Origin of the sequence: Paenibacillus sp. V4I3 (assembly GCF_030817215.1) — a bacterium.
GTDB lineage: Bacteria > Bacillota > Bacilli > Paenibacillales > NBRC-103111 > Paenibacillus_E.
Genome location: NZ_JAUSZA010000001.1, coordinates 4721842 through 4747539 on the forward strand (window position 1 = coordinate 4721842; position 25698 = coordinate 4747539).

At 39.9% G+C, this 25698-nt stretch carries 34 protein-coding genes and 2 riboswitches; of the genes, 28 read left to right on the forward strand and 6 right to left on the reverse strand.

All coding sequences use genetic code 11. The annotated features are described in order from the left end of the window. Positions 1-25 precede the first annotated feature (25 nt). Positions 26-865, forward strand: a complete 840-nt coding sequence (locus QFZ77_RS21695) for an ABC transporter ATP-binding protein (protein ID WP_307442598.1) — start codon at positions 26-28, stop codon at positions 863-865. A 1189-nt stretch (positions 866-2054) separates the two neighbouring features. Here the strand turns inward: QFZ77_RS21695 and QFZ77_RS21700 are convergent. Further along, positions 2055-2711, reverse strand: a complete 657-nt coding sequence (locus QFZ77_RS21700) for a hypothetical protein (RefSeq protein WP_307442601.1) — start codon at positions 2709-2711, stop codon at positions 2055-2057. Positions 2712-3786: 1075 nt separating this feature from the next. Between QFZ77_RS21700 and QFZ77_RS21705 the strand changes: the two genes are divergently transcribed. The 17 genes from QFZ77_RS21705 to QFZ77_RS21785 all read left to right on the forward strand — a co-directional run bounded on the left by QFZ77_RS21705 (position 3787) and on the right by QFZ77_RS21785 (position 14259). Beyond that, on the forward strand, positions 3787-4029 hold the full coding sequence (locus tag QFZ77_RS21705; RefSeq protein ID WP_307442603.1) for a hypothetical protein: 243 nt from the start codon (positions 3787-3789) through the stop codon (positions 4027-4029). 62 nt (positions 4030-4091) lie between these two features. Further along, positions 4092-4250: a XapX domain-containing protein gene (locus QFZ77_RS21710; RefSeq protein WP_307442605.1), complete on the forward strand. Its 159-nt coding sequence runs from the start codon at positions 4092-4094 to the stop codon at positions 4248-4250. A gap of 108 nt (positions 4251-4358) precedes the next feature. Continuing rightward, complete coding sequence (locus QFZ77_RS21715) at positions 4359-4571, forward strand: hypothetical protein (RefSeq protein WP_307442606.1); 213 nt, start codon at positions 4359-4361, stop codon at positions 4569-4571. Between the two features lie 442 nt (positions 4572-5013). Next, a complete protein-coding gene (locus tag QFZ77_RS21720) occupies positions 5014-5484 on the forward strand; it encodes a DinB family protein (RefSeq protein WP_307449718.1) in 471 nt (156 codons plus the stop codon). 142 nt (positions 5485-5626) lie between these two features. Further along, a riboswitch (cyclic di-AMP (ydaO/yuaA leader) is annotated at positions 5627-5759 on the forward strand. A gap of 5 nt (positions 5760-5764) precedes the next feature. Beyond that, the gene (locus tag QFZ77_RS21725; RefSeq protein ID WP_307442607.1) at positions 5765-6415 is read left to right on the forward strand and encodes a CAP domain-containing protein; all 651 of its coding nucleotides are present in this window, start codon (positions 5765-5767) and stop codon (positions 6413-6415) included. Positions 6416-6767: 352 nt separating this feature from the next. Then, positions 6768-7298: a 2'-5' RNA ligase family protein gene (locus QFZ77_RS21730; RefSeq protein ID WP_307442609.1), complete on the forward strand. Its 531-nt coding sequence runs from the start codon at positions 6768-6770 to the stop codon at positions 7296-7298. Between the two features lie 70 nt (positions 7299-7368). After that, a complete protein-coding gene (locus QFZ77_RS21735) occupies positions 7369-7848 on the forward strand; it encodes a DinB family protein (protein ID WP_307442611.1) in 480 nt (159 codons plus the stop codon). A gap of 154 nt (positions 7849-8002) precedes the next feature. Then, entirely contained in the window at positions 8003-8458 is a 456-nt protein-coding gene (locus tag QFZ77_RS21740; protein WP_307442612.1) for a GNAT family N-acetyltransferase, read from the forward strand. 56 nt (positions 8459-8514) lie between these two features. Then, entirely contained in the window at positions 8515-9021 is a 507-nt protein-coding gene (locus tag QFZ77_RS21745; protein WP_307442614.1) for a DUF402 domain-containing protein, read from the forward strand. 13 nt (positions 9022-9034) lie between these two features. Next, a complete protein-coding gene (locus tag QFZ77_RS21750; RefSeq protein ID WP_307442615.1) occupies positions 9035-9328 on the forward strand; it encodes a DUF5316 domain-containing protein in 294 nt (97 codons plus the stop codon). Positions 9329-9432: 104 nt separating this feature from the next. After that, entirely contained in the window at positions 9433-9633 is a 201-nt protein-coding gene (locus QFZ77_RS21755) for a hypothetical protein (protein WP_307450116.1), read from the forward strand. Beyond that, positions 9555-9713: a hypothetical protein gene (locus tag QFZ77_RS21760; protein ID WP_307449720.1), complete on the forward strand. Its 159-nt coding sequence runs from the start codon at positions 9555-9557 to the stop codon at positions 9711-9713. Before QFZ77_RS21755 ends, QFZ77_RS21760 begins: the two co-directional genes overlap by 79 nt. Before the next feature lie 71 nt (positions 9714-9784). Further along, positions 9785-10615, forward strand: coding sequence for a sugar phosphate isomerase/epimerase family protein (locus QFZ77_RS21765; protein WP_307442617.1), 831 nt, complete (start codon positions 9785-9787; stop codon positions 10613-10615). Between the two features lie 212 nt (positions 10616-10827). Then, entirely contained in the window at positions 10828-11076 is a 249-nt protein-coding gene (locus QFZ77_RS21770; RefSeq protein WP_307449723.1) for an aldo/keto reductase, read from the forward strand. Between the two features lie 104 nt (positions 11077-11180). Further along, on the forward strand, positions 11181-12023 hold the full coding sequence (locus tag QFZ77_RS21775; RefSeq protein WP_307442620.1) for a GNAT family N-acetyltransferase: 843 nt from the start codon (positions 11181-11183) through the stop codon (positions 12021-12023). A 498-nt stretch (positions 12024-12521) separates the two neighbouring features. Continuing rightward, positions 12522-13433: a phosphotransferase family protein gene (locus tag QFZ77_RS21780; protein WP_307442621.1), complete on the forward strand. Its 912-nt coding sequence runs from the start codon at positions 12522-12524 to the stop codon at positions 13431-13433. Positions 13434-13473: 40 nt separating this feature from the next. Continuing rightward, complete coding sequence (locus QFZ77_RS21785; protein WP_307442623.1) at positions 13474-14259, forward strand: arylamine N-acetyltransferase family protein; 786 nt, start codon at positions 13474-13476, stop codon at positions 14257-14259. A gap of 213 nt (positions 14260-14472) precedes the next feature. Here the strand turns inward: QFZ77_RS21785 and QFZ77_RS21790 are convergent, their stop codons facing one another. The 4 genes from QFZ77_RS21790 to QFZ77_RS21805 all read right to left on the reverse strand — a co-directional run bounded on the left by QFZ77_RS21790 (position 14473) and on the right by QFZ77_RS21805 (position 17250). Next, entirely contained in the window at positions 14473-14841 is a 369-nt protein-coding gene (locus QFZ77_RS21790; RefSeq protein WP_307442625.1) for a (2Fe-2S) ferredoxin domain-containing protein, read from the reverse strand. A 17-nt stretch (positions 14842-14858) separates the two neighbouring features. Further along, the gene (locus QFZ77_RS21795) at positions 14859-15983 is read right to left on the reverse strand and encodes a hypothetical protein (protein WP_307442627.1); all 1125 of its coding nucleotides are present in this window, start codon (positions 15981-15983) and stop codon (positions 14859-14861) included. A 62-nt stretch (positions 15984-16045) separates the two neighbouring features. Continuing rightward, positions 16046-16243: a CbtB-domain containing protein gene (locus tag QFZ77_RS21800; protein WP_307442629.1), complete on the reverse strand. Its 198-nt coding sequence runs from the start codon at positions 16241-16243 to the stop codon at positions 16046-16048. 176 nt (positions 16244-16419) lie between these two features. Then, positions 16420-16608, reverse strand: a riboswitch (cobalamin riboswitch). A gap of 84 nt (positions 16609-16692) precedes the next feature. Continuing rightward, positions 16693-17250, reverse strand: a complete 558-nt coding sequence (locus tag QFZ77_RS21805; RefSeq protein WP_307442631.1) for a nitroreductase family protein — start codon at positions 17248-17250, stop codon at positions 16693-16695. 334 nt (positions 17251-17584) lie between these two features. Between QFZ77_RS21805 and QFZ77_RS21810 the strand changes: the two genes are divergently transcribed. From QFZ77_RS21810 to QFZ77_RS21835, 6 genes are all read left to right on the forward strand, one after another. Then, positions 17585-18784 (forward strand): DHH family phosphoesterase, encoded by a 1200-nt coding sequence (locus QFZ77_RS21810; protein WP_307442632.1) that lies wholly within the window; start codon positions 17585-17587, stop codon positions 18782-18784. A gap of 95 nt (positions 18785-18879) precedes the next feature. After that, complete coding sequence (locus QFZ77_RS21815; RefSeq protein ID WP_307442633.1) at positions 18880-18981, forward strand: YjcZ family sporulation protein; 102 nt, start codon at positions 18880-18882, stop codon at positions 18979-18981. A gap of 206 nt (positions 18982-19187) precedes the next feature. After that, positions 19188-20675 (forward strand): spore germination protein, encoded by a 1488-nt coding sequence (locus QFZ77_RS21820; RefSeq protein WP_307442634.1) that lies wholly within the window; start codon positions 19188-19190, stop codon positions 20673-20675. Next, a complete protein-coding gene (locus tag QFZ77_RS21825) occupies positions 20656-21747 on the forward strand; it encodes a GerAB/ArcD/ProY family transporter (RefSeq protein ID WP_307442635.1) in 1092 nt (363 codons plus the stop codon). The genes QFZ77_RS21820 and QFZ77_RS21825 overlap by 20 nt, the downstream gene beginning before the upstream one ends. Continuing rightward, positions 21744-22844, forward strand: a complete 1101-nt coding sequence (locus QFZ77_RS21830) for a Ger(x)C family spore germination protein (protein ID WP_307442637.1) — start codon at positions 21744-21746, stop codon at positions 22842-22844. The genes QFZ77_RS21825 and QFZ77_RS21830 overlap by 4 nt, the downstream gene beginning before the upstream one ends. 118 nt (positions 22845-22962) lie before the next feature. Next, positions 22963-23097: a hypothetical protein gene (locus QFZ77_RS21835; RefSeq protein WP_307442639.1), complete on the forward strand. Its 135-nt coding sequence runs from the start codon at positions 22963-22965 to the stop codon at positions 23095-23097. A 98-nt stretch (positions 23098-23195) separates the two neighbouring features. Here QFZ77_RS21835 and QFZ77_RS21840 read toward each other — a convergent pair whose 3' ends face one another. Then, the gene (locus QFZ77_RS21840; RefSeq protein WP_307442641.1) at positions 23196-23528 is read right to left on the reverse strand and encodes a winged helix-turn-helix transcriptional regulator; all 333 of its coding nucleotides are present in this window, start codon (positions 23526-23528) and stop codon (positions 23196-23198) included. A 119-nt stretch (positions 23529-23647) separates the two neighbouring features. Here QFZ77_RS21840 and QFZ77_RS21845 point away from each other — a divergent pair, with 119 nt between their 5' ends. From QFZ77_RS21845 to QFZ77_RS21860, 4 genes are all read left to right on the forward strand, one after another. After that, complete coding sequence (locus QFZ77_RS21845) at positions 23648-24079, forward strand: DUF4267 domain-containing protein (RefSeq protein ID WP_307442642.1); 432 nt, start codon at positions 23648-23650, stop codon at positions 24077-24079. Between the two features lie 60 nt (positions 24080-24139). Beyond that, positions 24140-24292 carry a hypothetical protein gene (locus QFZ77_RS21850; protein WP_307442644.1) on the forward strand — a complete coding sequence of 51 codons (153 nt, stop codon included), beginning with the start codon at positions 24140-24142 and terminating at the stop codon, positions 24290-24292. Between the two features lie 39 nt (positions 24293-24331). Beyond that, positions 24332-24751, forward strand: coding sequence for a GTP pyrophosphokinase (locus tag QFZ77_RS21855; RefSeq protein WP_307442646.1), 420 nt, complete (start codon positions 24332-24334; stop codon positions 24749-24751). Positions 24752-25179: 428 nt separating this feature from the next. After that, a complete protein-coding gene (locus QFZ77_RS21860) occupies positions 25180-25632 on the forward strand; it encodes a cupin domain-containing protein (RefSeq protein WP_307449727.1) in 453 nt (150 codons plus the stop codon). The last annotated feature ends 66 nt before the right edge of the window (positions 25633-25698 follow it).

The following is a 25698-nucleotide window of genomic DNA, read 5'->3' on the forward strand; positions in this document are numbered from 1 at the left end:
GTCAAAGATTGGGGAGGGGATCCGAATGAACTTGCTAGAGGTGTCTGGAGTATCAAAATCTTACCAGTCTGAACGCACCTTATGGGGGAAAACAACCCACTCAATGGTCCTGCACGATATTTCTTTCGATATGTTGGAAGGCGAATGTCTCGGTATCGTCGGGGAAAGCGGATCGGGCAAGAGCACGTTAGGCAAGCTTGTGCTCGGCTTGGTACGACCTGACAAAGGGCGAATCCTATTTCAAAAGAGGGATTGGCTGAATGAATCTGCTAGGGATGCCCATGCGCTTCGCCGGAATTTGCAGGCCGTGTTTCAGAACTGCTCGGATGCTTTGAATCCCCGGATGACAGCTCGTCAAATCATTGCCGAACCTTTGCTCAACTATGAGCGATATTCGGCTCGGAAGCTGGATCTCGTTTGCTTGGAATGGCTGGATGCAGTAGGTTTGGCTTCATCAGATGCGGACAAACTACCGCATCAGTTTAGCGGGGGGCAGCAGCAGCGATTATGCATTGCTCGTGCGTTGGCTCTGCACCCAAAGTTAATTGTGTTAGACGAAGCGGTTAGTAGTCTCGACAGGATCCTACAGGCACAAATTCTTGAGCTATTGCAACACTTCAAGATGAAGTATAGACTTTCCTACCTCTTTATTTCTCATGATATCAAGGCGACTCGCTACTTGTCTGATCGTGTAGCGGTCATGGATCGTGGGGAGATTGTTGATTGGGCAGATAGTCCAAACCACTTAGAGCAATTACAACATTCTGCTTCTAGAAAGCTGCTGGATTCACAGCTTCCTTCACATCCAGATCAGCGGACAAGACGAATAGAGGTGAAGAAATATCGAAAGGCAGGTAATCGTTAAGACGGGCAGGATCTATTTGAATATTGGACAGTTCGTTACTACTATTCTATTGATGTAGTTTGTGAACAAGGAGAATACGTTAATGTCCCTTCGGAATAAGATGATGCGTTATTTCTATGAGTAGATTAAATACTTTGATTTTCAGCAGAATCCGCTGTTATAACAAAACATCGCATTACATTCACCGAACAAAATCGACAGCTAATGGAACGGGAGCTACCCACGATAAAAGCTTGATCATATAGTTAGCCAAACTATTAGAAAATATGATTCGAAAAGGACACATGTTCTTTTTTTGTTGTGCGCCTCACAGTCGTACAATCTAAGTGGTTCAAATCCACTCGGTAACTTTACCCTTTAAAGTGCCGTAGCCGAAGTAGAGGTCCTACTCGAATATGAGTAGGATTGGCAGGGTGTCTCTCTTGATAGGGAATCCGAAGGGCCTGCAGGCAAAGTCCAGCCCGGAATGTGGTGAACCAGAGGTGGCGGCGATGCTGGGTGACCCGCCAACAAAACGGGGAAACCTATACGACTAAGTATATCTTGTAGGAAAACAAACAAAGGGATATGACCTACAGGACTCATCGACGTGAGTAGGGTCAGAATGTACAGATAACTGAGGGAAGTCTCGTAGTTTCCTTGACGCAAACGTGGATAAGGTAGGGGAGGTATAACCTTAAAGGGAAAGCCGAATCGATGGGCTGCGAGATGGAGGATCGTTCCGTAGTAGTGAGTAAGTCCGAGCCGATGAAAGCAGGTAACAGTCTGGAGGAAAAAAACGCGAGTCGCATAACCTGCTCCCACTTCAAAAGAGGGAAGATAGAGGCAAAGGGAATGTGCTTCGTCAAAGACTCATGGATTTTAGCGAGCACATCGGCCGTCCCTCCGTTTCAATGTATAAGTTAAAAATGAGTGGGAAATAATAAGAAGTAAGCACTACCCTTAACCCAATTGCTATTTCGTAGGACCGATTCCATGGCTTACCCATGACGGAGGTTCCTATCGACATTTCTTAGCTTTTGTTAAGGAGGAGATGCTTATGTTAAAGTACAGAACAAAGGAAAAAACAGTAGAAATCTCAGCTCGCTTCGTTATTGCAATTGCTTCGGCAATTAGCACAATAGTCGGAGTACTAGCAGTATATCTATCGAATTAGTTCTGTGCCTGAATGGCCGTCCAATTGGGCGGCCTATTCTAATTCCCCACCCCTTAATTGCTGCTGCTGCTCAACGATCCTCAGCATCCTTGGATTAGCCGCGATCTGAGCGGAAGCAATCTCATAGGCCTCAAGATCAGCCTTCCTGAACACTTCCATGAACAAATACAAGTTCTCTTGAATGAGATCAAACTCGAATGCCTTCGATCTCATATCATCCATGAATTTGCTGTTCTCTCTGAGCTCACGGTTCAATGAGGTGATGTTCTGGATGTTTCGCCTGAGCTCAATAACAAACCCTTGCTTCCACTGCTCCAGATAATCAGCCTCGGCCCCATCTTTCTCATGCTTCTGTTGAATGGCTGCGAACCGCTGTTCAAACATCTCTGGCAGCTTATTAATGAATTCGAAGCGTTCCAATAAAACGGGTGTCGTTTGATACTGGAGCTCAATGATATCTAAATCAAAGTTTGTTATACGCTCGACCCGGGAATGCTCCTTAACGACTACATCCTTCTTCTTCACTAAGTCGATGGTCTTGATATACTCATTCACAGCCACATGGGAAATAGCCTGCTTTGCTTTCTTCGAACAAAGCTCAGCAATCTGTCTGGAAGACTTTCCGGCAGCGAGCCCTTCGGTGATCAACTTCTCTAGCCCGAACTTCTCAATCTTGCTCTGTCTACCCATCGAATCACCGCTTTCTGCTGTTAAGTTATGTTAAGATATAATTCTGTTTTTGTAAGGCAACTGTTAAGTAAACAACGAAAAAAACCTTACGTATGAAGGCTTTGTGCTGTTAAGTTATTTTTTTACACTGTAAAGCACAATGGACGACAAAAATGTGATGATTCTGCACACAACAAAAAAAGCCTAACTTAATAAGGTTTTTTTGTTAACTATTTCCTTTTAATATAGTAAAGATTTATTGGCGTAAAATAATGTTCATTTTTCCTCGAAAAAATCTACTAACATACTCAATGAATGGTTATCATCTATGTCTAACAATTTAACTGTCTCCTTATATCCATAAACAATTTCATCTATAAGAAGATTCTCAATTCTTACTTTTTCATCTGATGCCTTTTCCCATTTTTCATCATGAATATTTGATTCTTCGAGGTGGATTAACATTTCATAACGAAACAATAAATTCAATAGTGTTTGGCTAGCTAGACCTCTATTAGTCTCGGTTAAAACTTGTATAAACTTTTTCCTATCAAGTATTCCTTGTTCTTCATTTTCCTGGTGATCTATCACCTTACTATTGAATAAGTCTACTGTTTGTTTTACTTTTCTATTGGTTGTTGTCAGTATTGGAGCATAAAGAAGAAGTTTCAACGGTTAGACGAATGGACTCGCATGAGGGTGCGTGCCTTTATGCGTCAAAAGAAATCTACGGTTTCTAACTGGCTGATTCCTAACAAAGTATTGGAATCGGCGGAAATGGTATTTCTAACAAACTTACTCACCACACGTTCCTATTTCAGGAGTGAAATAGGCGCAATCCGGCGACGGATGAAGAAAACTCACTCCTAAAGATGGGGAACTGACGAAGGAAAGCCGTGTGAGGGAAATCCGCATTCACGGTTTGACGGGGAGTCCGAGGGAGTAATCCCTCGTATTACCCTACTTTCAAATATCCTATCTTAAACATAAGCCAAGCAGGTCACAAGGGATTACGGTATATGGTCAAAGATCCGATGGCCGCGAAGAGCATGAGCGCAATATTCACAGTGTATTACAGTATAAGCCGTAGCTATTAATGGATAATGGTGCTGATTTAACAATCTCTATTCCGATTATTGTAATAAATGACAGCTATTTGAAGCAAATTATTGAGAACGAGCACGGTGTAGGACAGACGATTGTCGAAGGTTTTGTGCGTACGACGAATTTGATTGTACCTACCCGACGGTTTGTTATTATCGGATATGGAATGGGAGGCCGAGTACTATTGCATTCGGCCTCCCAATTACGTAAATATCGAGCTAAAGTAGCCAGTTAAATGCTAAAGCAATTAAGCTATCGACTTTAAGGATGCAGTCTAACAATCGAGGTGTCTAAAGTATGAAGGAGCTTCTGTTGTCATTAGGAGCAGGTTTAATTATTGGTGTTTTATTCAAGGTGTTGAAGCTGCCTTTGCCCGCACCGCCTGTACTTTCGGGTATTCTTGGCATTGTAGGTATTTATGCAGGCGGCAAGATAATGGAGTTGTTTATAAAATAGGAAACAGGACTGAATGAAAAAGGAGGAGGAGCTTTGACGGGGTTCATCCTTCTTTTTCTATGTTAACGAAGATTTTGCATAAACTTTGGATAAAAGGAAGCGATTTATATGAACAAATCCAGACTTTGTTTAATAGGTGCGGGTTTTCATGCATCAACGAATATTTTCCCTTCAGCCATTGAAGCCGGAGCGGAAATAATTGGAATTGCTACACGAAGTTTGGATCGATCAAAAGCTGCTCTTTTGCGTTTCGGAAGCAATGGAAGACCTTATGACGTAACTGATTACGAATGGAACGCTTGGCGCTGTACGTTCATTTGAAGCCAGATTCGCAGTTGACTGTACGCCATTTTGCAAAAACGAAGAACAATTCATGAAACTGGCCGCCATTCATATCATCGAATTGATGCGACATTTGTTTGGCGAGGTTTCGCAAGAAACTGGGTTTAGCAATAACATAAATGAGTTGATTTCGCAAAGTATTTCAAGACGTGGTGCCATGGCAAACACTAGAAGAGAACGATACCGTCCTTACGCCATCAGCCTCAGCGATGTCAGGGTGTTATAGAGATCTTTATTTACGCGGATTTGTCGACAAAATGAAACATTTTATGGCGCCAAAATAGATTAACTGGGCAGGCTAATTGAATAAGGTATTATTTACATACGAACAAATGTACTGTATATTTGTTCGTATGAGAAAACTGCATGTATATAAAACAAATAGGTATGGATTATTGAGAAATTAAAAGGAGTGTTAATCATTAACGGGATAGAACTTGTTATATTGAACTTGGAAGAAGTCCGACGTAGAAGTATAAAAGTGTGGAGCGTTATTCCTCTAACTATGCTGGATTGGAGGCCTGATGCACAAGCCTTAAGCATGAAAGAAATGATCCGACACGTATTGGATGGCGAGCATTATTATCATCTTGCATTACTTAATTGTGGAAGTTTGCCTTCTTATGATTCTCCTTATGACAATCGGGAATTTTCTTCGGTGGAGGATGAACTGATATTCGCACAAGTGTACAGAGAACAATTCTTGAATACCGTTAAATTGTTCACTCCTGAGGATTTGTCAAATATTAAAATTAATCGAAGTGACGTAGGGTATGTTCGAAGTTTAGGAGATATGTTAATGAGGATCGCATACCACGAATCCGTTCACACCGGGCAACTGCTAGATTATATGCGAACGGCTGGAATCGATCGGCCTCAAATTTGGGACTGAATGAGGTTGGTGGTGATGGGAATTCACTTGTTTTGGACAAGAAGAAACGACTAATGCCGCTTACAAAATGCTCTTGGAAAATTTTGAGTCATGTTCTCTATGATTTCACATGTTACAATTTGTGAGATCCATGTGGATCAAATAACTCAGAAGGCCGAAGTTTCATGTGAAGCACGGGGGACCCATTATTTGGGGTGAAGCCGCGTCAGCGGCCGGGTGATTACTCTTTGATCCGAATCCGACAGCTAACCTCGCAGGCCGCAAAAAGGAGAGGTTTATTTTGAAACGTTACAAAAAGCTTGTGGTTACCGGCGCAATAGGATTGAGCGTCCTCGTAGGTTCGAGCGCATCAATGGCCGCATCAGCAACCCATTCAGTATCAGGCAATGATACCATGTGGTTAATATCCAAGAAGTATGGCATCAGCTTATCTTCGCTTATTAAGGCAAACCCTCAGGTTGCCAATCCTAACGTGATTTGGTCTGGTATGAGCCTCAACATTCCTGGCAGCACGAGCACAAATGCAGGTACCAAAACGCCAGTTACGAGTGCGCCATCCCAATCAACTTATGCTAGCCAAGTCGTTAACTTAGTTAACCAGGAACGATCTAAAGCAGGACTGCGTCCATTAACCAGCAATAGCGCACTTACCGCAATGGCTTTGGACAAAGCGAAGGATATGTACAACAATGGTTATTTCGATCATACTTCTCCGACCTATGGGTCTCCTTTTGATATGATGAGCAAATACGGCATTCGCTATTCCTATGCAGGTGAAAACATTGCAAAAGGTCAACAAACGCCTGAAGCTGTCATGAAAGCTTGGATGAACAGCACGGGTCATCGTCAAAACATTCTAAGCCCCAACTTCACCCAAATCGGTGTTGTCTTTTATAATGGTGAGTGGGTTCAGGAATTTATAAGTAACTAGCTTTTTTCTAAACATTCAAGGCACACGATATGTGTGTCTTTTTGCATGCCATTTTAGGCTCTTTGTTGACTTGTATGGGACACAAATAGATCGACCTGCCCCATTGTTACAGAGTCGATTAGATAATCTAAAACGCAAAAAGAGGGTCTAGGATAACTAGCCCTCTTTCTTTATATACATCGCTTATCGGCGATGTTCATCAAATTTCCAATCCATGGTAATATTTAAACAACCACAATTAAAAACTAGGAGCAGCCAAATGGAACAAATTTTTGAGTTTAAGAAAACCATGTGAGCTCAAATGATTCTTTCCAATAGCTGTTCCATCAGGATTGAAAGGTTGGTGTCATAAATGCAGTATTTCATAGGCATCGTTCCTCCCGACGAATATCTAGAACGAGTAGTTGCGTTTCAAAAACGTTGGTTGAGTAATGGTCTTCCGAATGTCGTTGAGCCTCACGTGACTGTTAAAGCACAAAGCGGGCTTACCCTAGATATGGCTTGGCTCGAAAAGGTAAAGGTTGTATGCTCATCGTTTTCAAAGTTTCATTTGTCGCTTTCCGAACCTGCTTTATTCGGAAATCAAGTTATCTTCCTCAGTGTTCAATCAAATGAACTATTAGAGCTTCACAAAAAGTTAGTGAATGTAGTAGCACCATCAAATGAACTTATGCAGCACTATGTTGAATTGGACCTTTATACTCCTCATTTGACTTTGGGGCAAACGTATTGGGGGATGAAAGAATCAGAAATATTGGAAATGAAATCTGAGGCGGGATATGTCCTTGCTCCTTTTCCAACATTCACAGTCTCTTATGTCAGAGTTTATAAAGAAGTACAACCCAACAAATACCATCTGTATGAGGACATCAAACTGGCCTAATAATGAGAATGTATGTTCCTGTATATGGATTTGTGCTATGATCTATCCATTATGACTAGGAGGTAATCTAATGAATTTCCGTAGTACAATCAGCGAATACGAACAATTTTGCAGTTGGACAAATATTTTGCACCAACTAAGTGATAAGGATTGGCATAGCCCAATTCAAGTAGGAAAGGCGTCGATTGCCGAAATCATTGCGCATCTTAGAAATTGGGATCTTCATCTAATGAACGTAGTCATTCCTTCGATCAGGGAAGGCAAAGGAATGGAGTTTCCCGATTTCAATTCTTTCAATAGCAAAGCTTATCAATACGCAAATTCGGGTATATCGAAAGATCAACTCCTTCAAGAATTCTCAAGCGATAGAATGAAACTGATGGATCTATTAAAGAGCATGAAATGCGAGGATTTACTGCTAGAAGTAACAGCAAACGGTGTATCAAATTGCCCTAAAACTGGTACGCCATACTCTTTGCTATACATAATTCAAGAATTTACTGAGCACGATGATCATCACAAAAAGCAAATTTTAAGTGTTCTAGATTAAGCTAACGTACAATGATAGTGAAGGAGCTTGCTTCAGCAGCTCCTCTTTTCTATTAAACGGGTGAGATATTTGTAGAGCAATCAAAACGTGTTGATTATCTAGCAATGTTCATCTATTATAATGATAAAAAAATAGAGATAATGGAGTGATTTTTATGGATATTAAAGTAGATGATTTAACTGGATCTAAAGTGATTGCATTAATCGGGGAACATCTTCAGAATATGGAACTTTTATCTCCGCCAGAAAGTACACATGCCCTAAATCTTGATAAATTGAAAAAACCAGAAATTACCTTCTGGAGTGGATGGGAACAAGATGAATTAGTTGGTTGCGGGGCAATTAAGGAACTTGATAGTCAACACGGAGAGATAAAATCAATGCGAACTTCTTCATCACACCTAAGAAAAGGCGTTGCAAGACGAATCCTTGAACACATCATTGAAGAAGCCAAGCGACGTGGCTATCAACGACTAAGTTTGGAAACGGGCTCAATGGATGCTTTCGAACCAGCTAGACGACTGTATGCAAGTTTTGGGTTCCAATATTGCAAGCCGTTTTCGGATTACATAGAGGACCCAAATAGTGTATTTATGACAAAAGAGTTATGAGTTTATTTATATGTCACGAAATTTCGTTTGAATATTAGAACCTTAAGGATGATACAATGGATAATCATATAACTATTCAGGCTTTAAAATATGGAGATTTACTACATTATGAATGGAACACAACTTTATTAGAGAAGACTGATTCACACGTTTTTGTCTTAGGCGAGTACGGAAGAAAATTAAATCATTACACGAAGCAAAAGGTATTTACCATAGAGGCTTGGACTATTGAATATTTCTCATTTCATTCATGGTTTACTGTTAGTGCCGATGTAGTTGGCGGAAAAATACAACAATATTATTGCAATATAAACCAACCTGCGAAGATTAATGGTAACATTGTTTCTTTTGTGGATTTAGACCTAGATTATGTACAAAGAAGCGGTGAATGGAAAGTTGTTGACGAAGATGAGTTTGAGAGCAATGCATTTAAATTTGCATATCCAGAAGCTCTAATTCAAAAAGCTAGGCAAGAGTTAATAGGCTTAAAGGAACTTATTAGAAAAAAAACGTTTCCTTTTGATGGATCACTCGAATTGTTTATTGACCGTATTCCAAGATGAATTATGGAGGGTAATGGTGAACAAAACACTTCTATGGGGTAGTATCTCCGCCACAATAATCAGTTTAATTACATGGAAAATACTTGATGTAAATAAGCTATTTACATTATTAATGTACATCGTACTAGGCACGTTAGTCTTATCCGCAATATTATCTGGGGCTTTATTAAGTGGGGATAGAATAAGAGCAAATTACCATACAGAAGATGCCAAAGACAGAAATGAGAGAAACAGATTCATAAGCAGAATGTTAATCTTTGTTTCCCCATATGCTGTATTAGCCTTCATTGTATATTTGATCAAGTGAGGAAATTCTCATTCTATTTTATAGTGTTACAACTATCTCACCTTTTGATGATATCAACTAGGGTAGAAGTCAAGAAGTGTCTAGCTGTAGAAGTATTGTTTGACATGAGTTCCATGGGAGCAGGACAGCCTGCAATTATAAGTGCTCAACAAATTGTAGATAGTTGGGAAGAAGGTTTGAATAAGCTTCAAGCCATCCATCATCAGTGGGTAACTATATTGTGGACGTGTCAGGAAATGAAGCAGATCTATTTTGCTATGGGACAGCAAGCCACTATTTACCTAATCCGACCGGCCAAAATGTGAGAATATTTGTTGGGTCATACAATTTTCATTTGACACAAATTGAAAACGTATGGAGAATTGATAAATTCAAGTTTAACTAAAAATACATAGATGGAAACAAAGATTTATAATTCATAGTAATTCAAACAGTAGAGACGAAAGGGTGGAAGATATGCCATTTTTATCATTAACGAGTTGGAGCTTACATCGGAATTTGGGACCTTTGCGGTGGACCCGCTGGGATGAGAACGCACGTACTCAAATAACGGCTACCCAAGACCAACCTGAACTCATCTCTCTGCTTGAATTACCGGCGGTTCTTGCGAAGAAAGGTTTTAGATCACTGGAAGTGTGTCATTTTCATTTTCCGGATACAAGTGAAGCCTATTTGCAAGAATTGAAACACGCATTCACGGAAGCGGGTCTCCAGTTTTACACGCTGCTAATTGAATACGGTGATATTTCCAACTCGGATGATTTGCGCAGACAATCGGACATCGCATGGATCAAAGGATGGATCAATATTGCTGCACGAGCAGGAGCTGAAAGGGTACGCGTGATAGCCGGTGATGCGGAACCTACGGATCAAGAAGCTTTGGAAAGATCAGTTGATGCACTTCTAGAACTAAGTAGTTATGCTGCTGCGCAAGGAGTACGCGTTGTTACAGAAAACTTTCATTCACTCACATCAATCGCGGATAATTGCCTTGCTTTATTGGAAGGATGCGGGGAGCTCCTTGGACTAACCTCGGATTTTGGCAATTTTAAAGGAAACGGGAAATATGGTGAACTTGTCAAAATGATTCCGCACAGTGAGTCGATCCATGCCAAAGCACAAACGAATGCGGATGGATATCCGGATGAAGCTGAGTTTAATCGCTGTATGGAAGTTGCCAAGCAAGCTGGGTATGAAGGTCCTATAACTCTTGTATATGACGGACCTGGCGATATGTGGGAAGGCATTGAGCGTATAAGGAAGCTTGCAACACCGTATTTGAATTAAATCAACATTACATGCCGCTTATAATGCGGCTTTTTTAATTTAATGACCAATTAGGAGGTTTTTCTTATATTGTATCGGACTTTAGGCAAATCTTACGCAAGCATACCCGTAATCGGACAAGGGACTTGGAAGTTTGGTGAAATTAAGCAGAATGAAACACAAGAAATTGATGCATTAAACAGGGGTTAATAAAGTTTGTTGGAGTAAGTGTAATTTTACAACAGAACTTATGCAAGAAGCCCAAAGATGTTTGGGTATTAGTCTGTAACCAGGTTGCCTATCATTTGAACGATAGACGTATTGAGAGCAGTGAGCTGCCTTATTGCCAGCAAGAAGGAATTACTATAATGGGGTATTCTCCTTTTGGTTATGCCCCACATATTTTTGGAATGGCTGGTTTTCCTGAGGTTGGCACAAGTGAACGTGATGTTTTAGATAAGATTGGAATAGGAAACATATGATTGATAATGTAGATGCATTAGGATGGGAGTTACAGAAAGAAGACCTTGATCTTATTAACGTTACATTTCCAAAGCAACTTAACTGACCAAAGGGGATGGTTTGTTTGATAAGACTTATGAAATATGATGATCTTACATTATTTAAGAAAGATGTTATTTCTTTTTTAGAACAATTTGAAGTAGAAAACAATTTAGTATTAGGTATCTTACATTCTTTATCTGAAAATGATGAAATTCCTCTTTTTATGGCTACTGTAATAAAGGACAATGACATAGGGTTGGTCTTACTTCAAACACATCCTAATCAAATTATTTTATCAAAATCAGTTTCTTTAACATCAAAGGAAATACACGTTATAGGAGAAAAGTTAATTAACACAATCCAAGATATACCTGGCTTAATAGGTGAAAAGAAATTAACTATTGAGCTAGCTATGTATATTGCGAACGTAAAAGGGATTCAATCAAGTGTCCTAATGGACCAAAAAATTTATAAATTAGAAAAAGTAAAGAAAAAAACAACTACAAATGGAAAACTTCGGAGAATTATAGAAAATGATCATCACACAATTAAAGAGTGGGTGTATCAGTTTTGTAATGAAACTAACCAACCTGTAAGTTTAGAAGAAGCAGATAAAAGAGCTGCAAGAATGATAAATAAAGGAAGTTTAGTTGCATGGGAAGTGAAAGGAGAATTGGTTTCCATGGCTTCTTCAACACGTCCAACCCAAAATAATATTACAATCAGCTATGTTTACACCCCAATTAGCGAAAGAAAAAAGGGGTATGCCTCTGACTGTGTTTCAGCTTTCACTCAGTTCTTGTTAGATCGTGGTTATAAAACAACAAGTTTATATACTGATCTCAGTAATCCTACTTCCAATAAAATTTATTTTCAAATTGGATATGAAACGATAATGGATTCAATCGTTATCCATTTTAAATAACAGAAGGTTACCGATAGCAATGAATCGATAGCCTTTCTAACTCCCATGAAAATTAAAAAGCCCTGGTTCTTAAAAAACGGCAAATTAAAGCAGACCCAGGGAAACACTTTTTTAAAAAAGGCTGAGCCTCTGCTTGAACATAATGGAGTTGGGTGGTAGTAAAGCGACTTTCTTCGAAAAACAAAGGTAAGGCTGGTGCAACCAGTCAAAAAGGATTAATCTCCCATAAGTGCTACCCATATTGGGTGCGACAGTCTGTGATGCACCGTGACGGTTGGAGTCAGACTAACGGTTGGGCTCTAATGGCACCATAGTTTATAGACCTTCTTCTCCCAGCGATAGTAGAAGTATTGACAGACTTTATCCATTTTCATCCTCTGTGGTGCAGCGCTGGTCTTGCGCTGCATGAACGGCTAACGGAAAGTATAATGCAGTAACACGCTATTTTATTACAGTTCACCAATCTATCATGGAATTAGAACATACAAGGAGGAACCTATGGAGGATTTCAATCAAATGGCGAACCGTTTTGTGAAGGCACACTTCGGTGACCGTGCCCAAAATCTTATGCCCCTCGCTGCTGGTGATTGGTCGAAAGCCTATTCCTTCATGCTCGACGGGCATGAAATGGTTATCCGCTTCGGTTCCTATGTGGACGATTTTGAAAAGGACCGTGTGATGGGTACACTTTCCTCGGACATACTTCCGATTCCTAAGGTTCTTGAGGTTGGCGAGACGGAGAGCGGCTTCTACGCTGTATCCAAGCGAGTTTCGGGAAAGCATCTCGATGAACTGAACGGGCCTGAGATACGACTTGTCCTGCCGCAATTGTTTGACGCACTCTATGAACTTCAGAAACTTGACCTCACAGACACAGAGGGGGTTGGCCTTTGGCGTCCAGATGGAACTGGTCTGAGTTGGGGGGATGAGCTTCTCTCTGTAGCTGAACCCAGGGATCGACTAGCGGGCTGGCGCGAGCGACTTGACGATTCGCCTCAGGAGGCACTGGTCTTCGATGCTGGAGTAGAAAGGCTGCGTCAGTTCGTGACACAGCTTCCAGAGAATCGAGGAATCGTCCACAACGACCTCTTGAATCGAAACGTGCTGGTGGACGGAGGGAGGTTAACGGGGGTAATCGACTGGGGAAATGCGTTCTATGGTGATCCTCTTTACGATAACGCTTTGTTTCTTTATTGGTGGCCTTGGTTTCCGGAATGGCAAGAGATTGACTTGCAGGAAATTCTAGATAATCACTGGGACAAACATGGGGGACGGCCTACACAATCAGAAGAGCGTCTTCTCTCCTGTCTCATCCACATCAGCCTCGACCATATCGCCTACAGTGCTTTCAGGCAACGTCCTGAAGATATGAGACGCCACGCCAAGCAATTGATGACCTACATTCTCTGAGATAATTAAGCTTTGAATCAAAAACATGGAGGGAAATCTTTTGGATGAGTTGAATGGATTATTTCGTAAAAGAATTGACATTCCAGAGAATCAAAAACTTACATTTGAAACATTAGATATCATTCTTAGGAAAACAGCAACAGCCCTTCCTTTTGAAAATTTAAGTATCATTTCAAATAAAACAAGTGCTATAACAAAAGAGGATTTGATTACCAAAATGCTCGTAAAAAATGAAGGTGGTCTATGCTATCAATTGAATCCTCTGCTTTATTTTTTCTTAATTGAAAATGGGTTTAATGCAGCGTTAGTTCGTGGAGAAGTATACAATTATGCAACGAAGGACTGGTCAAAACTTGGAAGAACTCATGTTACTATTCTAGTGCAGCATGAAGGTCATACGTACTTGGTTGATACCGGATTTGGTGGAAACCTACCACTAAAACCTGTGCCGCTAAATGGAGAAACTACCTCCTCTGTGAATGGAGAATTTCGAGCCAAAGCAATGGAAAGTGATTATGGGGACTATATTCTTGAAATGAAACTAAAATATAAAGATACAGAGTGGAAAATAGGGTATGCTTTTGATATTAAACGACCATTAGAGAATTTATCTGAATTGAATGAAGTCCAAGGAATCATAGTCCAGCACAAAGAATCACGATTCAACAAAACCCCACTGATTACCCAACTTACAAGCGATGGAAATGTAACGTTAACCGATACTTCTTTCACACAATGGATTAATGGGAAATCGAAAAAAGAACAGATTGACAACGATAAATTCAAAGAGCTAGCAAGACAGCATTTTGGATTTCAAGAACTATGAGAAGCAGTGTTGATGCGGCTCTTTTTGATTTTCGTTCCGCGCTTGAGAATCATTGTGTTACCCGAAATAGTGTATGTTCCAGTACCGCTCTTAGAAGTGGACGAATGGGTACCGGATACGGTAACATCCAGGCTGGCTATGCATATCTGTAATTCCTTATTATCAAGAAATAAGCTTATGTATCCTTTTAAGGCACATAAGCTTATCAATAAGTTATAAACTTATAAAACGTTCAAATATACGTGCTTCCAAAAGTTCTGGAAGTGGGAGGAAGTAACCTGTATCAACAGAAGACTTACACCATTCATACAAAGTCTCATAATGATTCTGTGCAGTCATACCGCCAAACCAATATTGCTTTGTAGGACCTAGGATACAAACCACATTCGTTACATCGCAAGGTCCTAAACAACCCGTAAATGAGAGCTGCATTTTTTTTGATAGTTTATCATTTTTCCAATTGATTTTTAGCCATTCAACGGGGACTTCGGCAGCTCCCAAGTTCGTTTGACCGCAGCAACATCCATTAGCACAAATTAAAACTTGTCCTAAAACTTGAAATTTTGTGTTCAGATTCTGCAATTAATTCCCGTCCCTTCTTATGCAAAGGATGGTTTTCTTTTTGTACCAACTAACCCCAAAACAAAACCCAATATCAAAACAATTAGCATTAATGTCCCAGCTCTTAATTGTGCCGATAAGTTTGGTTGTACGGGGGGAACTTCAAACGCGAATACACCATCCAAAGGCGCTGTCAGAGTTGATTTTTGTCCATTGGGTGAAGCGTGAAAGTTAAGATGGAAATTAGCTGTATCTGGAAAAGCATAGTCAAAATCTAACTTTCCATCTTGAATCTGCGTCCGATTTGAAAACATAGTTATGTTATCGTCCTCGTGATAAAGCGATAGGGAAGTATCCATCCCTTGGATGTATTGACCGGTCTTTGAATCTTGAAAAGTAACATTAAAATGAGCGGGTTCTCCCTTTTGAACAGGATCCATAGGGTTTAACTTTAATTCAGCTTTAACTCCATTTTTTTCAACTACCATAATATGATTGGCCGAAGTCGCTTCGTGCGCCAATGAAGTTGAGGAAAGGGTACCAGCAACTAATAAACTTGCAATTAAGAGTAACGCTGCGGCTGACGATGAATAACGGTTTTTATATTGTGATTGTTTTTTAAATGGATTTTCCAATCGTTTAGCAAAAATTCCACTGAGCATTGCTAACAAAAAGATTGCTATGAACAAAACGATTGTTCGTACGATTTGCCCAAGAGGCACATCTACTTTAATGGGTAAGGTAATTTCAATTGGTTTTTCTATTTCATTTGATGTTGCTTTTATTTTTGCTTCGTATGAACCAGCGTCCCAAAAAATAGACTCAATCTCAAGTTTTCCGTCATACAAAATCGAATCCATTTTATAAACAAGCCCAGTTCCTTCATTATCATCACGTAAGTAACCCACATTGAACCAAGGATTTGTTGCCTTCGTTTTAACAATTTCTAATTGGACATTAGCGTTATTTAAGGGTTCCTTGGTTACAGGATTGGTAAGTTGATATGAGAATTTGGCTGGTTCATGTGCAACTGGATTTTGTGGTACTAAATAATCCCCTTTTTCTTCATAACTTTCGTAGATTGCAACTCCAAATACAAAAGTACCTAGTATAAGTACAGGTAAGATGAGCAGCATCAGAAAACGTAATAGATTGAACTTCATTATTGTCCTCCTTGAAATAATAGTCTTTGAAAAATTTAGCCACACGGGGGAGAGGTGTTACGTTAGTGACAAGGTACTATGGTGACACTGTGACGTGCAGGATGAACAGCATCATGTAACGACATAATCGGTGTGAAGAATAATCCGTACAAGGTCAATGGAATCCAAGAAAGAAGCAAAATCCACTGTAAAACAAACATTATTTTGGCGACATTTTGTCCAATTGATATAGAAGTAAGTCTTTGAATTGCGATATTCATTGTTTCACCTCCTCTGAAAGATTTTTCAAAACATATCCCCCGTATGGCTAAATTTTTCATAGAAAAATGAAAACCCCAACCTAATAGGTTGGGGTAAGAAATTACGAGAAATTCATCCTGTAGAAAATAACAGGGACCTCTTCTTACACCGAACCTTATTCCACGAAGGCTATGTATGATGGTGTTCAAACTAGGTAGGTCTCCTGGCTCACAGATTAACGCTCTCTTTCGCCTTCCCCAAAAGTATGATTGAGTGGCAGTATGAAAGAGATCTCTGTTTTACAGTGGCGGGTCCGCTCGGGATTTTCACCCGATTCCCTGTTACCCCTTGCTCTCACAAGGGCACCTAGAATGTTTATACTATATTGTTCTAACTATGATGAATTTAATCCTATATATGGGTGAAAGTCAATAGTTAATTAGTCAACCGAGGAAATATCCCCAATTTTTCATAGCCACGTAGTTTTGTTTGAAAAAGAGGTACGAGTTGTTCGAGGTGTTTCGGATTCCGGATAACCGACAAAAAGGGTTCCGATGATCTTCTTGTTTTCTGGCGAACCGATAAACCGAAATAACCGTTCATCACGAATGAGTCCAACGCCGCGCGTCCGCCATACCAATCCCAATTCAAGCTCACTTGCCATAAGCCACATCGAATGTATTGCGCATGCAACGGCATATTCGTTATCTTCGGAAGAGTCTACATCATCTGGGATGATATCCGAGGTTACAACGACGAGAAGGGGGGTGCTCTGTATCACACTCATTGATTCTTGAACTAGATTAGGTTTTGAGGGGAATCTTTCAGTTAAAAAATCGAAGGCGATTTTTTCATACTGTTGTTTTGCTTCTTCACGTATGATGTAAAAATGCCATGGCTCACGTAATCTATCATTAGGAGCCCATGTGGCAGATTCCAGTAATTTCAAGATTTTCTCCTCTTCGACTTCACGTGGATTGTATTTTCGAATTGCTTTTCTGGCTTTTAGTACCTCTAGAATACTCAATTAACGGCACACTCCATTCGTTTGTTAGTTTGCATTGATAATCATTATTATTTTTGAATTGTAATTTGCTTTCATTTTGATTGCAACAAAAAAATCGCTACGACTCTTGAATCTCAATATTTAATCTGAATATTTGATAGGAAAAAAAGTAACGGAAAACACGACAATAATAACTTTGAAGACCGCCCTTGTCGGCGGTCTTTTTAGGATCTAAGTTCTTGTCTTTTTCGCAAGATTGATCGGAGGATTGATTATAATTGTCGGGGTTATTCTCCGAATAAAGTGACTTGTTTAAGGGTACCATAATGGAAATCATTAACAGGAGGATGTGCCCTTGTATCATTTGTATACTCATAATGATCTGGATGGAGTAGGTTGCGGTATAATAGCTCGATTAGCATTTGGTGAAAAGGTAGAAATCCGTTATAACTCTGTCGGAGGCTTGAATCTACAAGTAAAACGCTTTTTAGAAAAATCAAGAAAAAAGAGCTATTTGTTTATCACTGACTTATCCGTGGATGAAACGAATGAACAGGGACTTAACGAGTTTGTGAAATCGGGAGGAAAAGTTAAACTTATTGATCATCATAAAACTTCGCTTCATTTAAACAAGTATCCGTGGGGAATGGTACAGATTGCGTATGAAAATGGAAAGCTCGCATCTGCAACTTCTCTATTTTATGAGTATCTGATCCAGAATGGTTTGTTGAAGCCAATGAAGGGTTTAGATGAATTCGTGGAAATGGTCCGTCAGTATGATACATGGGAATGGGAACAGAATGAATACAACAATGCCAAGCGATTAAATGATCTCTTCTATCTAATTTCCATCGAAGAATTCGAGGAAAAAATGGTGGCTCGCATTCAGCAAGGCGAGAACTTTGCATTCGATCCCTTTGAAGAAAAAATTTTGGATATGGAAGAAGAAAAAATCGAACGCTATGTCCGCAGAAAAAAGAGAGAAATTATCCACTCCCGAATAGATGATCACCATGTAGGCATCGTTCATGCGGAATCTTATCATTCTGAACTTGGAAACGAGTTGGGCAAAGAAAATCCTCATCTGGATTACATCGCAATCATGAATATGGGCGGTAAAAAGATAAGCTTTCGAACGATTCACGAACACATCGACGTCTCGGAAATTGCGGGTATTTATGGAGGAGGAGGCCATGCTAAAGCTTCCGGTTGCTCTATGACAGAAGAAGCCTATCAGTGGTACGTAGCTAAACCATTCCCGATGGAACCTATTCGCGCGGATGCGAATAAAAATACATTTAACATGAAAAATTCAGTTTATGGATCACTTTATGAGAATAGAAATGAACAACAAGTGTTTATTTTTCCTTCGGGAGACAGATGGGAAGTCGATGTGGATGGGGTCGAATCCAACCAACATTTTTCTACTTTCGAAGAAGCAGAGCGATATGTAAAAAGGGATTATGCAGCTTGGTTAGTTCGAGACGAAACGTATGTTTCATTCCTAATGGAGCATATGGCCTCAAGAAAAGCAAAAACCCTTGAGAATGTGTAAAAAAGTGCCTCCCAGTGGCATACGTCCAAGCAAGCACTTTGTACCGCACATATGAATATACCGTAGTGAAAAATCACCGAGGGGAATGAGTAAACATGGGAGCAGTAGGTTATGGTGAGGGTTATGGACGTTCAAGTGCATTTATCTTGGTTCTTTTTATTCTTTTGGTAATCATCACATCAGCTTTTGTATGGTAATTCCTTCATCCAACACAAAAAACATCTAGAAAACAAAAACGGCCCTATCGCGAAATCTATGCGAACATGGCCGTTTTTCTCGTTGTTCCATGAAAGCAACCTTTGAATGCCTCGATAAAGGTATACGCATTTTTAAGAATCCATGAATACTCTTTTATCCAGCTGGAGAAAATAACCTTTGAACTGAGGGGCAGCGTGATGAAATATTGGGTAAAAATCCAGAAATTAAGGAAATGGAGCTCTCGTCGATACAAGAAAGAAAAAGTTATTTTCAAACACTTTTAAACAATACGGAAGATTTGGTCATACATACATTGAATTGGAATCAACGACAAGTCAATTTGATTTATTTGGCAACCTTAACAGATCAAGATACGATCCTAGACAAGCTCATCTTTCCATTAAAGCGAATCAATGAAGGCGAGTTTCTAGACGTCATCCCTCTGGGACAGCTTCAAATTACTTGCTTGATCGAACAAGCAGTGGAAGCCCTTTTGAATGGCGGCTGTGTCGTCGATTGTGAGGGTGAGACCGATTTTTACATTTTTCATGCATCCTCTTCGTTTGGACGGAGCATCACAGAACCGATCAATGAGAAGGTGTTCGGAGATTCGCATGAAGGGTTTATTGAAAGGTTAACTACGAACCTTCATCTAATCCGAAGAAAAGTGGTCAACAAGGATTTGATGATTCGTTATTTGATGGTGGGCATGGAGACGAACACACGCTTGGCGATGGTTTACATCGAGTCATTAGCAAATCCGGAAATTGTGACCGAGTTAGAAAAACGAATAACATCGATCCGTATCGATTATATTGCTTCATTAGGTTTTGTAGAGCAGCTCATTGAGGATGCCCCTTTCTCCCCATTTCCGCAAATTTTAAGTACCGAAAGAGTGGATAGGGTAGCAGCCAATTTAATGGAGGGAAGAATTGCCGTATTAGCGGAAGGTTCAGCGAAAGCGATCATTTTACCAATCAATTTCTTTGCTTTTTATCAGTCACCTGATGATTACAATGCCCGTTGGATTAACGGAAGCTTCTTCCGTTTGTTAAGGGTTTCCAGTTTCTTCATTGCCATTACCCTACCAGCTGGATACATTTCAGTTGTCTCTTTTCATTTTGAGACCATCCCGAATGAATTGGTGCTTCTCATGCAAAGTGCTGTACTGGAAATTCCGTTTCCTCCAATTATTGAAGCTCTATTGATGGAAATAACCATTGAAATGTTAAGAGAAGCAGGATTGCGATTACATACTGCAGTAGGGCAAACAATCGGTATTGTTGGTGGGCTTGTTATTGGAGATGCCATCGTGAAAGCGGGGCTGGTGTCCAATATCATGATTATTGTGGTAGCATCGACAGCCCTTGCCTCATTTGTTGTGCCATCCCATGAGTTCAGAGAGACAGTGCGTTTTCTGCGCTTTCCGATGATGCTTTTGGCTGCTACTTTCGGCTTTTTGGGAATTACGTTCGGATTTACATGTATTTTGATCCACTTGTGTAAGTTAGAGGGGTTTGGAACGCCCTATTTTTACCCCTTATCTCCATTCAAATGGAGGGATCTGAAAGACTCTCTCGTCCGGTTACCCATATGGAAAATGAACCGGCGTCCTGCGGACAGTCTTCCCCAAAAAAAGCTGCGAGAATTATTTTCTAGGGGATGGGTGAAGCATGAGCGTAGAAAAAGATAGGATCTCCAAAAAACAGTTGGCTTTTTTCACTATACAAACAGCGATAGGTGAGGGAGCGTTAACTGTTCCTTATAGTGTCTACTCTGAAGCATCGATGGATGGATGGATTTCCATGCTGCTGGCGGGATTTGCGAGCCACCTGGCCATTATCTTGATATGGATGATCTGCAGGACATATCCAAAGAAGACGATGATCGAATTTCTCCCCCAGATGGCAGGGAAATTTGCAGGTCATCTTATTAGTGTTCTTTATATTATTTATTTTATTGGAATAGCAAGCGTGGTCCTTATGAATTACTGCCGAATAATTAATGCCTGGATTTTCCCGACGACACCGAAATGGGTCATTATGACATTGATGATGGTTACCAGTTATTATCTAGCAAAAGAAAAATTGAAAATAATTGCCCGCTTTGAAACGCTGGTTTCTATCCTTCTAATCATTATTATCATTTTGATCATTTTCCCTTTTAGCAAAGGAAACCCTTTGTATATTTTCCCCATCGGTCAATCCGGGCTTAGTAATATGATGAAAGGTATGAGAGAAGCGGTTATTACGCTTGCCGGTTTTGAGCTTTTGCTCATGGTTTACCCTCAAGTCAAGGGGAAAGACGGAGAAATATTAAAAACGATGTTAATATCATACACTTTTGTCACCCTCTTTTACGTAATAATAATCCTGTCATGCTTTATGTTTTTCAGTCCTTTGGAGCTCAAAATCATTCCAGAGCCTGTTCTATACATGCTTAAGGCATTTTCTTTCAGGATTGTAGAAAGATCGGACTTACTGTTTTTATCGCTTTGGGTTGTGATCGTCATGACGTCTATTGTCAATTATGTTTTTCTAGCTTCAACAGGGATAACCCAAATATTGAAAATAGATAACAGTTCTAAGGTGACTTTGCTGGTCGTTGCAGTTTGCTTACTGCTTGCGCTGTTACCGCATAATTTTTTGTTTATCAGCAAGCTCAATAAATGGTTTTCTTATTTCGCTTTGGTCATGATCTATTTGATACCCATACCGTTATTACTAATGACCATCCTAAGGGGAAGGAGGAAAGCAATAGAATGAAAAGAATCCGGCCAATATTACTCGTCATAATTTCCATGAGTCTCTTAACCGGTTGTTGGGATCAAACGTTATTTAAAAACGTTCGTTTAATTCTAGGGATAGGTTTTGACAAAGCAGAAGGTGAAAATGTACTAGTCACCTTTGTCTTACCGGATGTCTCGGATAAGAAGAGAAATGCACCCGAAATCATATCGGTTACTGGTGAAACTGCTCGAGAAGCAAGAGGTAACTTAGGAAAAAAACTAACCTTGGTTCCGGACGGGGCCAAGAACCGGTTTCTTATGATTGGAGAGCAGTTGGCGAAGGTTGATATCTATTCAGTTCTGGATGTTTTTTACCGCGATCCGAAAAGTGCTTTAAACGCTAAAATTGGAGTTGTCGAAGGTCGCGCCGAATCACTTTTGCAAACAGGCTACATGAAAAAGCCAAATTTCATCTTGAACCTGGATAAGCAAATTGTCAGTGCAGAAGCATTCACGATCATTCCAGAAGAAAATATACAATCGATTTGTACAGTTTTATTCGATCCTGGACAAGATGTGATTTTGCCGTATTTGGCAATGGGGGAAGGAACCCCTCTTATTAAGGGAATAGCATTGTTTAACAGTAAATCCTTAACAGGGACTCTAGACACTAAGGAGTCAAAACTCTGTTTATTAATGGCTAATCGAATGGGTAAAAAGGCAAGCCTGACATTACCAATTCCTAATAAACCGAAGAAAATAGGCAGCAAAATGACATTCCGTGTATTTCATACAAAACGGAAATTAGATGTTGATATAATAAATGGCAAGGTCGTGGTCACCATCGATCTGCAGCTGAAGGTAGAAGCGGAAGAATTCTCTCCAGATCATCTAGATGAAACCGGAATGGTTTCCAAAATGAACGAGTTTTTCTCAAAAGAGCTAACACAGGAAGCTCAGAAGGTCATTCAGAAGCTGCAGATGGCCAATTGCGACGTCTTTGGAGTAGGGAGAAGGATCATAGCTTTCCATCCTGATTATTGGAAGACTATGGATTGGAACAGCACCTATCCGCTTATTACGATTCAACCCAATGTGAAGGTAGAAATATCGAGACCCGGAATTATTTTTTAGACCTTACAAATTATTGGGGTATCAATTTAATCATCTAATAAACCAGACCTTGAATTTTTGTTCATTAACTTAGGCAAACTAAGCGTTGTTCGCTCATAAAAATGTGGAGGTGTTCGTAATGCGTCAGGTAAATAAAACAATGGTCGTTGCATCAACTGCAGCCGCGGCAGCAGTCATGGGATCAGTTATTTTTGGCGTTTACAGAGCAAGAAACAGCAACATTCTTGAGCGGATAAAGAACAGATTGACCTAAGGAAAGGGGGCGGGAAACCGCCTCCTTTTTACCATGTATTTATTTACAGCGAAGTGTCATCGGAGAGATTATAGTCGTGAAAACAAGAAGAACCAGCTCTAAGACGCTGGTTCTTCTTGTTTTCGCTCATTGTGATTTTCTCCCCAAGCACACATCACTTCTGTTACAGGGATCAATGTTTTGCCATATTCACTAAGTGAATATTCTACTTTTGGAGGGACGGTGGGGTATACCGTTCTATCGATCACACCATCTTGTTCCAAATCTCGAAGATGTTGCGTAAGCATTTTTTGGGAGACATTAGGGATTAGCTTTTCCAGATCGTTGTAACGCTTGGTTGATTCCATCAAATGCCATAAAATCATTGGCTTCCATTTTCCACCTAAAACATGAATGACTGTTTCAATTGGACATTCGCGTTGATGAATCATTGGTAAATCACTCCCTTACTTTTAAGTAAGTGCCGTACTTTAAAGTGCGTTCTTAACAAAATATTATTACCGATATACAATAAAGTCAATCAAATAAAATGGAAAAAGGAGACAGACAAATGAATAAAAATTATTGGGGACCAAAGTCAGTAACATTTTGGTTAGTGGGTGTAGTTACGTTGTTGATGTTGTTTTTAGGAGTAAAAGGCTTTATCCTGCCAGAAGCAGCAATTCGAGATTTTGGTATACCACTGCATGACACTGCGGATAGATATCTTGTTCATATAAAAGCAGATCGTGATCTGTTTATTGGTATCTTCCTTCTAGCCTTGATGGTACTTCGTATGAGAAAAGCATTACTTGTTGTTATGTTTACTTCTATCTTAATGCCTATAGTAGATGCAATATTGGTATTAATGAATGCAGTAGATAAAACACCTTCTTGGATTCATATTGTTACTGCGGTATATGGACTTGTTGTAGGTTGGATGTTGTATCGAGAAGAACAACGAGCTAAAATAGTTGATAATAGGACAGTATCATTCGGGTAAGATACCCCCGGAGAACCCGTTCCGGTATTAACAGAGCATTTATAAAATAGGGAAAATAACATGTATATTTATCTATTGTTCATCCATAAGCAGCTTACGCTTCTGCAGCAGACGCAGGGCGATGATTTGCCTGACGCGTACCGAATGAGCCGCAGACGCTCCGCCTGGCTGGAAGGGATCGCGAATCTTGCCGCTAGTATTATGGTCAATTAATACGAAGAATATAGCAGAACTATTTGAGGAGTTGTGAAAATGAGTACTTTAACTAAAGCAATACTAATAGCCGCGAAAGCTCATGATGGTCAAACAGATAAAGGTGGAAATCCATACATATTACATCCTGCAAGATTAGCAACTAAAGCCAACAGCGAAGAAGAATCTATTGTAGCAATGCTACATGATGTTGTGGAAGATTCAGATACTACTCTATTTGATTTAAAGAATGCAGGTTTTAGCGCAGATATTATAGAAGCACTGGATTGCCTTACAAAAAGAGCAGATGAATCATATGAAGACTTTATCAAGAGGATCAAATTAAACCCCCTAGCGAGGAAAGTGAAGCTTCTGGATCTAGAGGATAACAGTGATATTGGTCGAATTCCTAACCCAACAGATAAAGACTATGCAAGGATTGATAAGTATAAGAAGGCAATTGCAGAACTGAAATTCTAATACAACAAAATTGAATGAGAATAACATAAATACAGCATGAGAGGATTGCAGATGTAATGAGTGATACGGTTAATCTTACTATTGGAGGCTCCTATGTTTTTGCTCCAGATAATCCAAGAAAGACGAAGAATCGTGGTAGGAAATGCACCATCCTTTCTTTCGAGTTGGATAATAACTATGAACTAGAAGTTAGGGTTATATATCATGATACGAATAGAGAAGCACTATTAAAAGTAAGTGATTTAAAGTCAATAACTGAATGAAACAAATATGCTAAGAAGTGAAACCCTGAAACGGCAGTCGGTCTAATTGATCGGCTGCTGTTTCGTCTCCTAATTGGAAAAACTGGGGTAGGAAGTTGATTTAAGTGTATAATATAATAGGAATTTTATAGAGATAGAAATAGAAAGAGAGTGAGAAATCATATGATAACAAAATCCTTATCACAATTAGTAGCAGCACTAGATTTAAAGCCTCATCCTGAAGGCGGGTGGTACAAGGAGCTATGGAAAGCTTCCTTTGAGATTCCAAAAGAGGTGCTTGATGAAGCGTACACAGGTTCCCGATACGCGGCTACTTCCATTTATTTCGTGCTTCATCCAGATGAGTTTTCAGAGTGGCATACGGTTTTATCGGATGAACTTTGGCTCTGGCATTCAGGTAGTCCACTGTTGTTAACACTTGGAGGTACAAAAGACAAGCCCGAGGAAACACAAGAGATCATTCTAGGACCAGATGTCCTTAAGGGACAGAGTCCACAAGCCTTAGTTCCGGCCAACGTTTGGCAGACGGCAAAACCGATAGGAACCGAGCCTGTTTTTGTCTCCTGTGTTGTTGCACCGGGGTTCCATTATGATGATTTTAAGTTAATCCAGAAATAACCTAACAGGAAACAATATTCAAATATCTGAATAATAACAATAGAATAGTAACCAAAAAATAGGGAC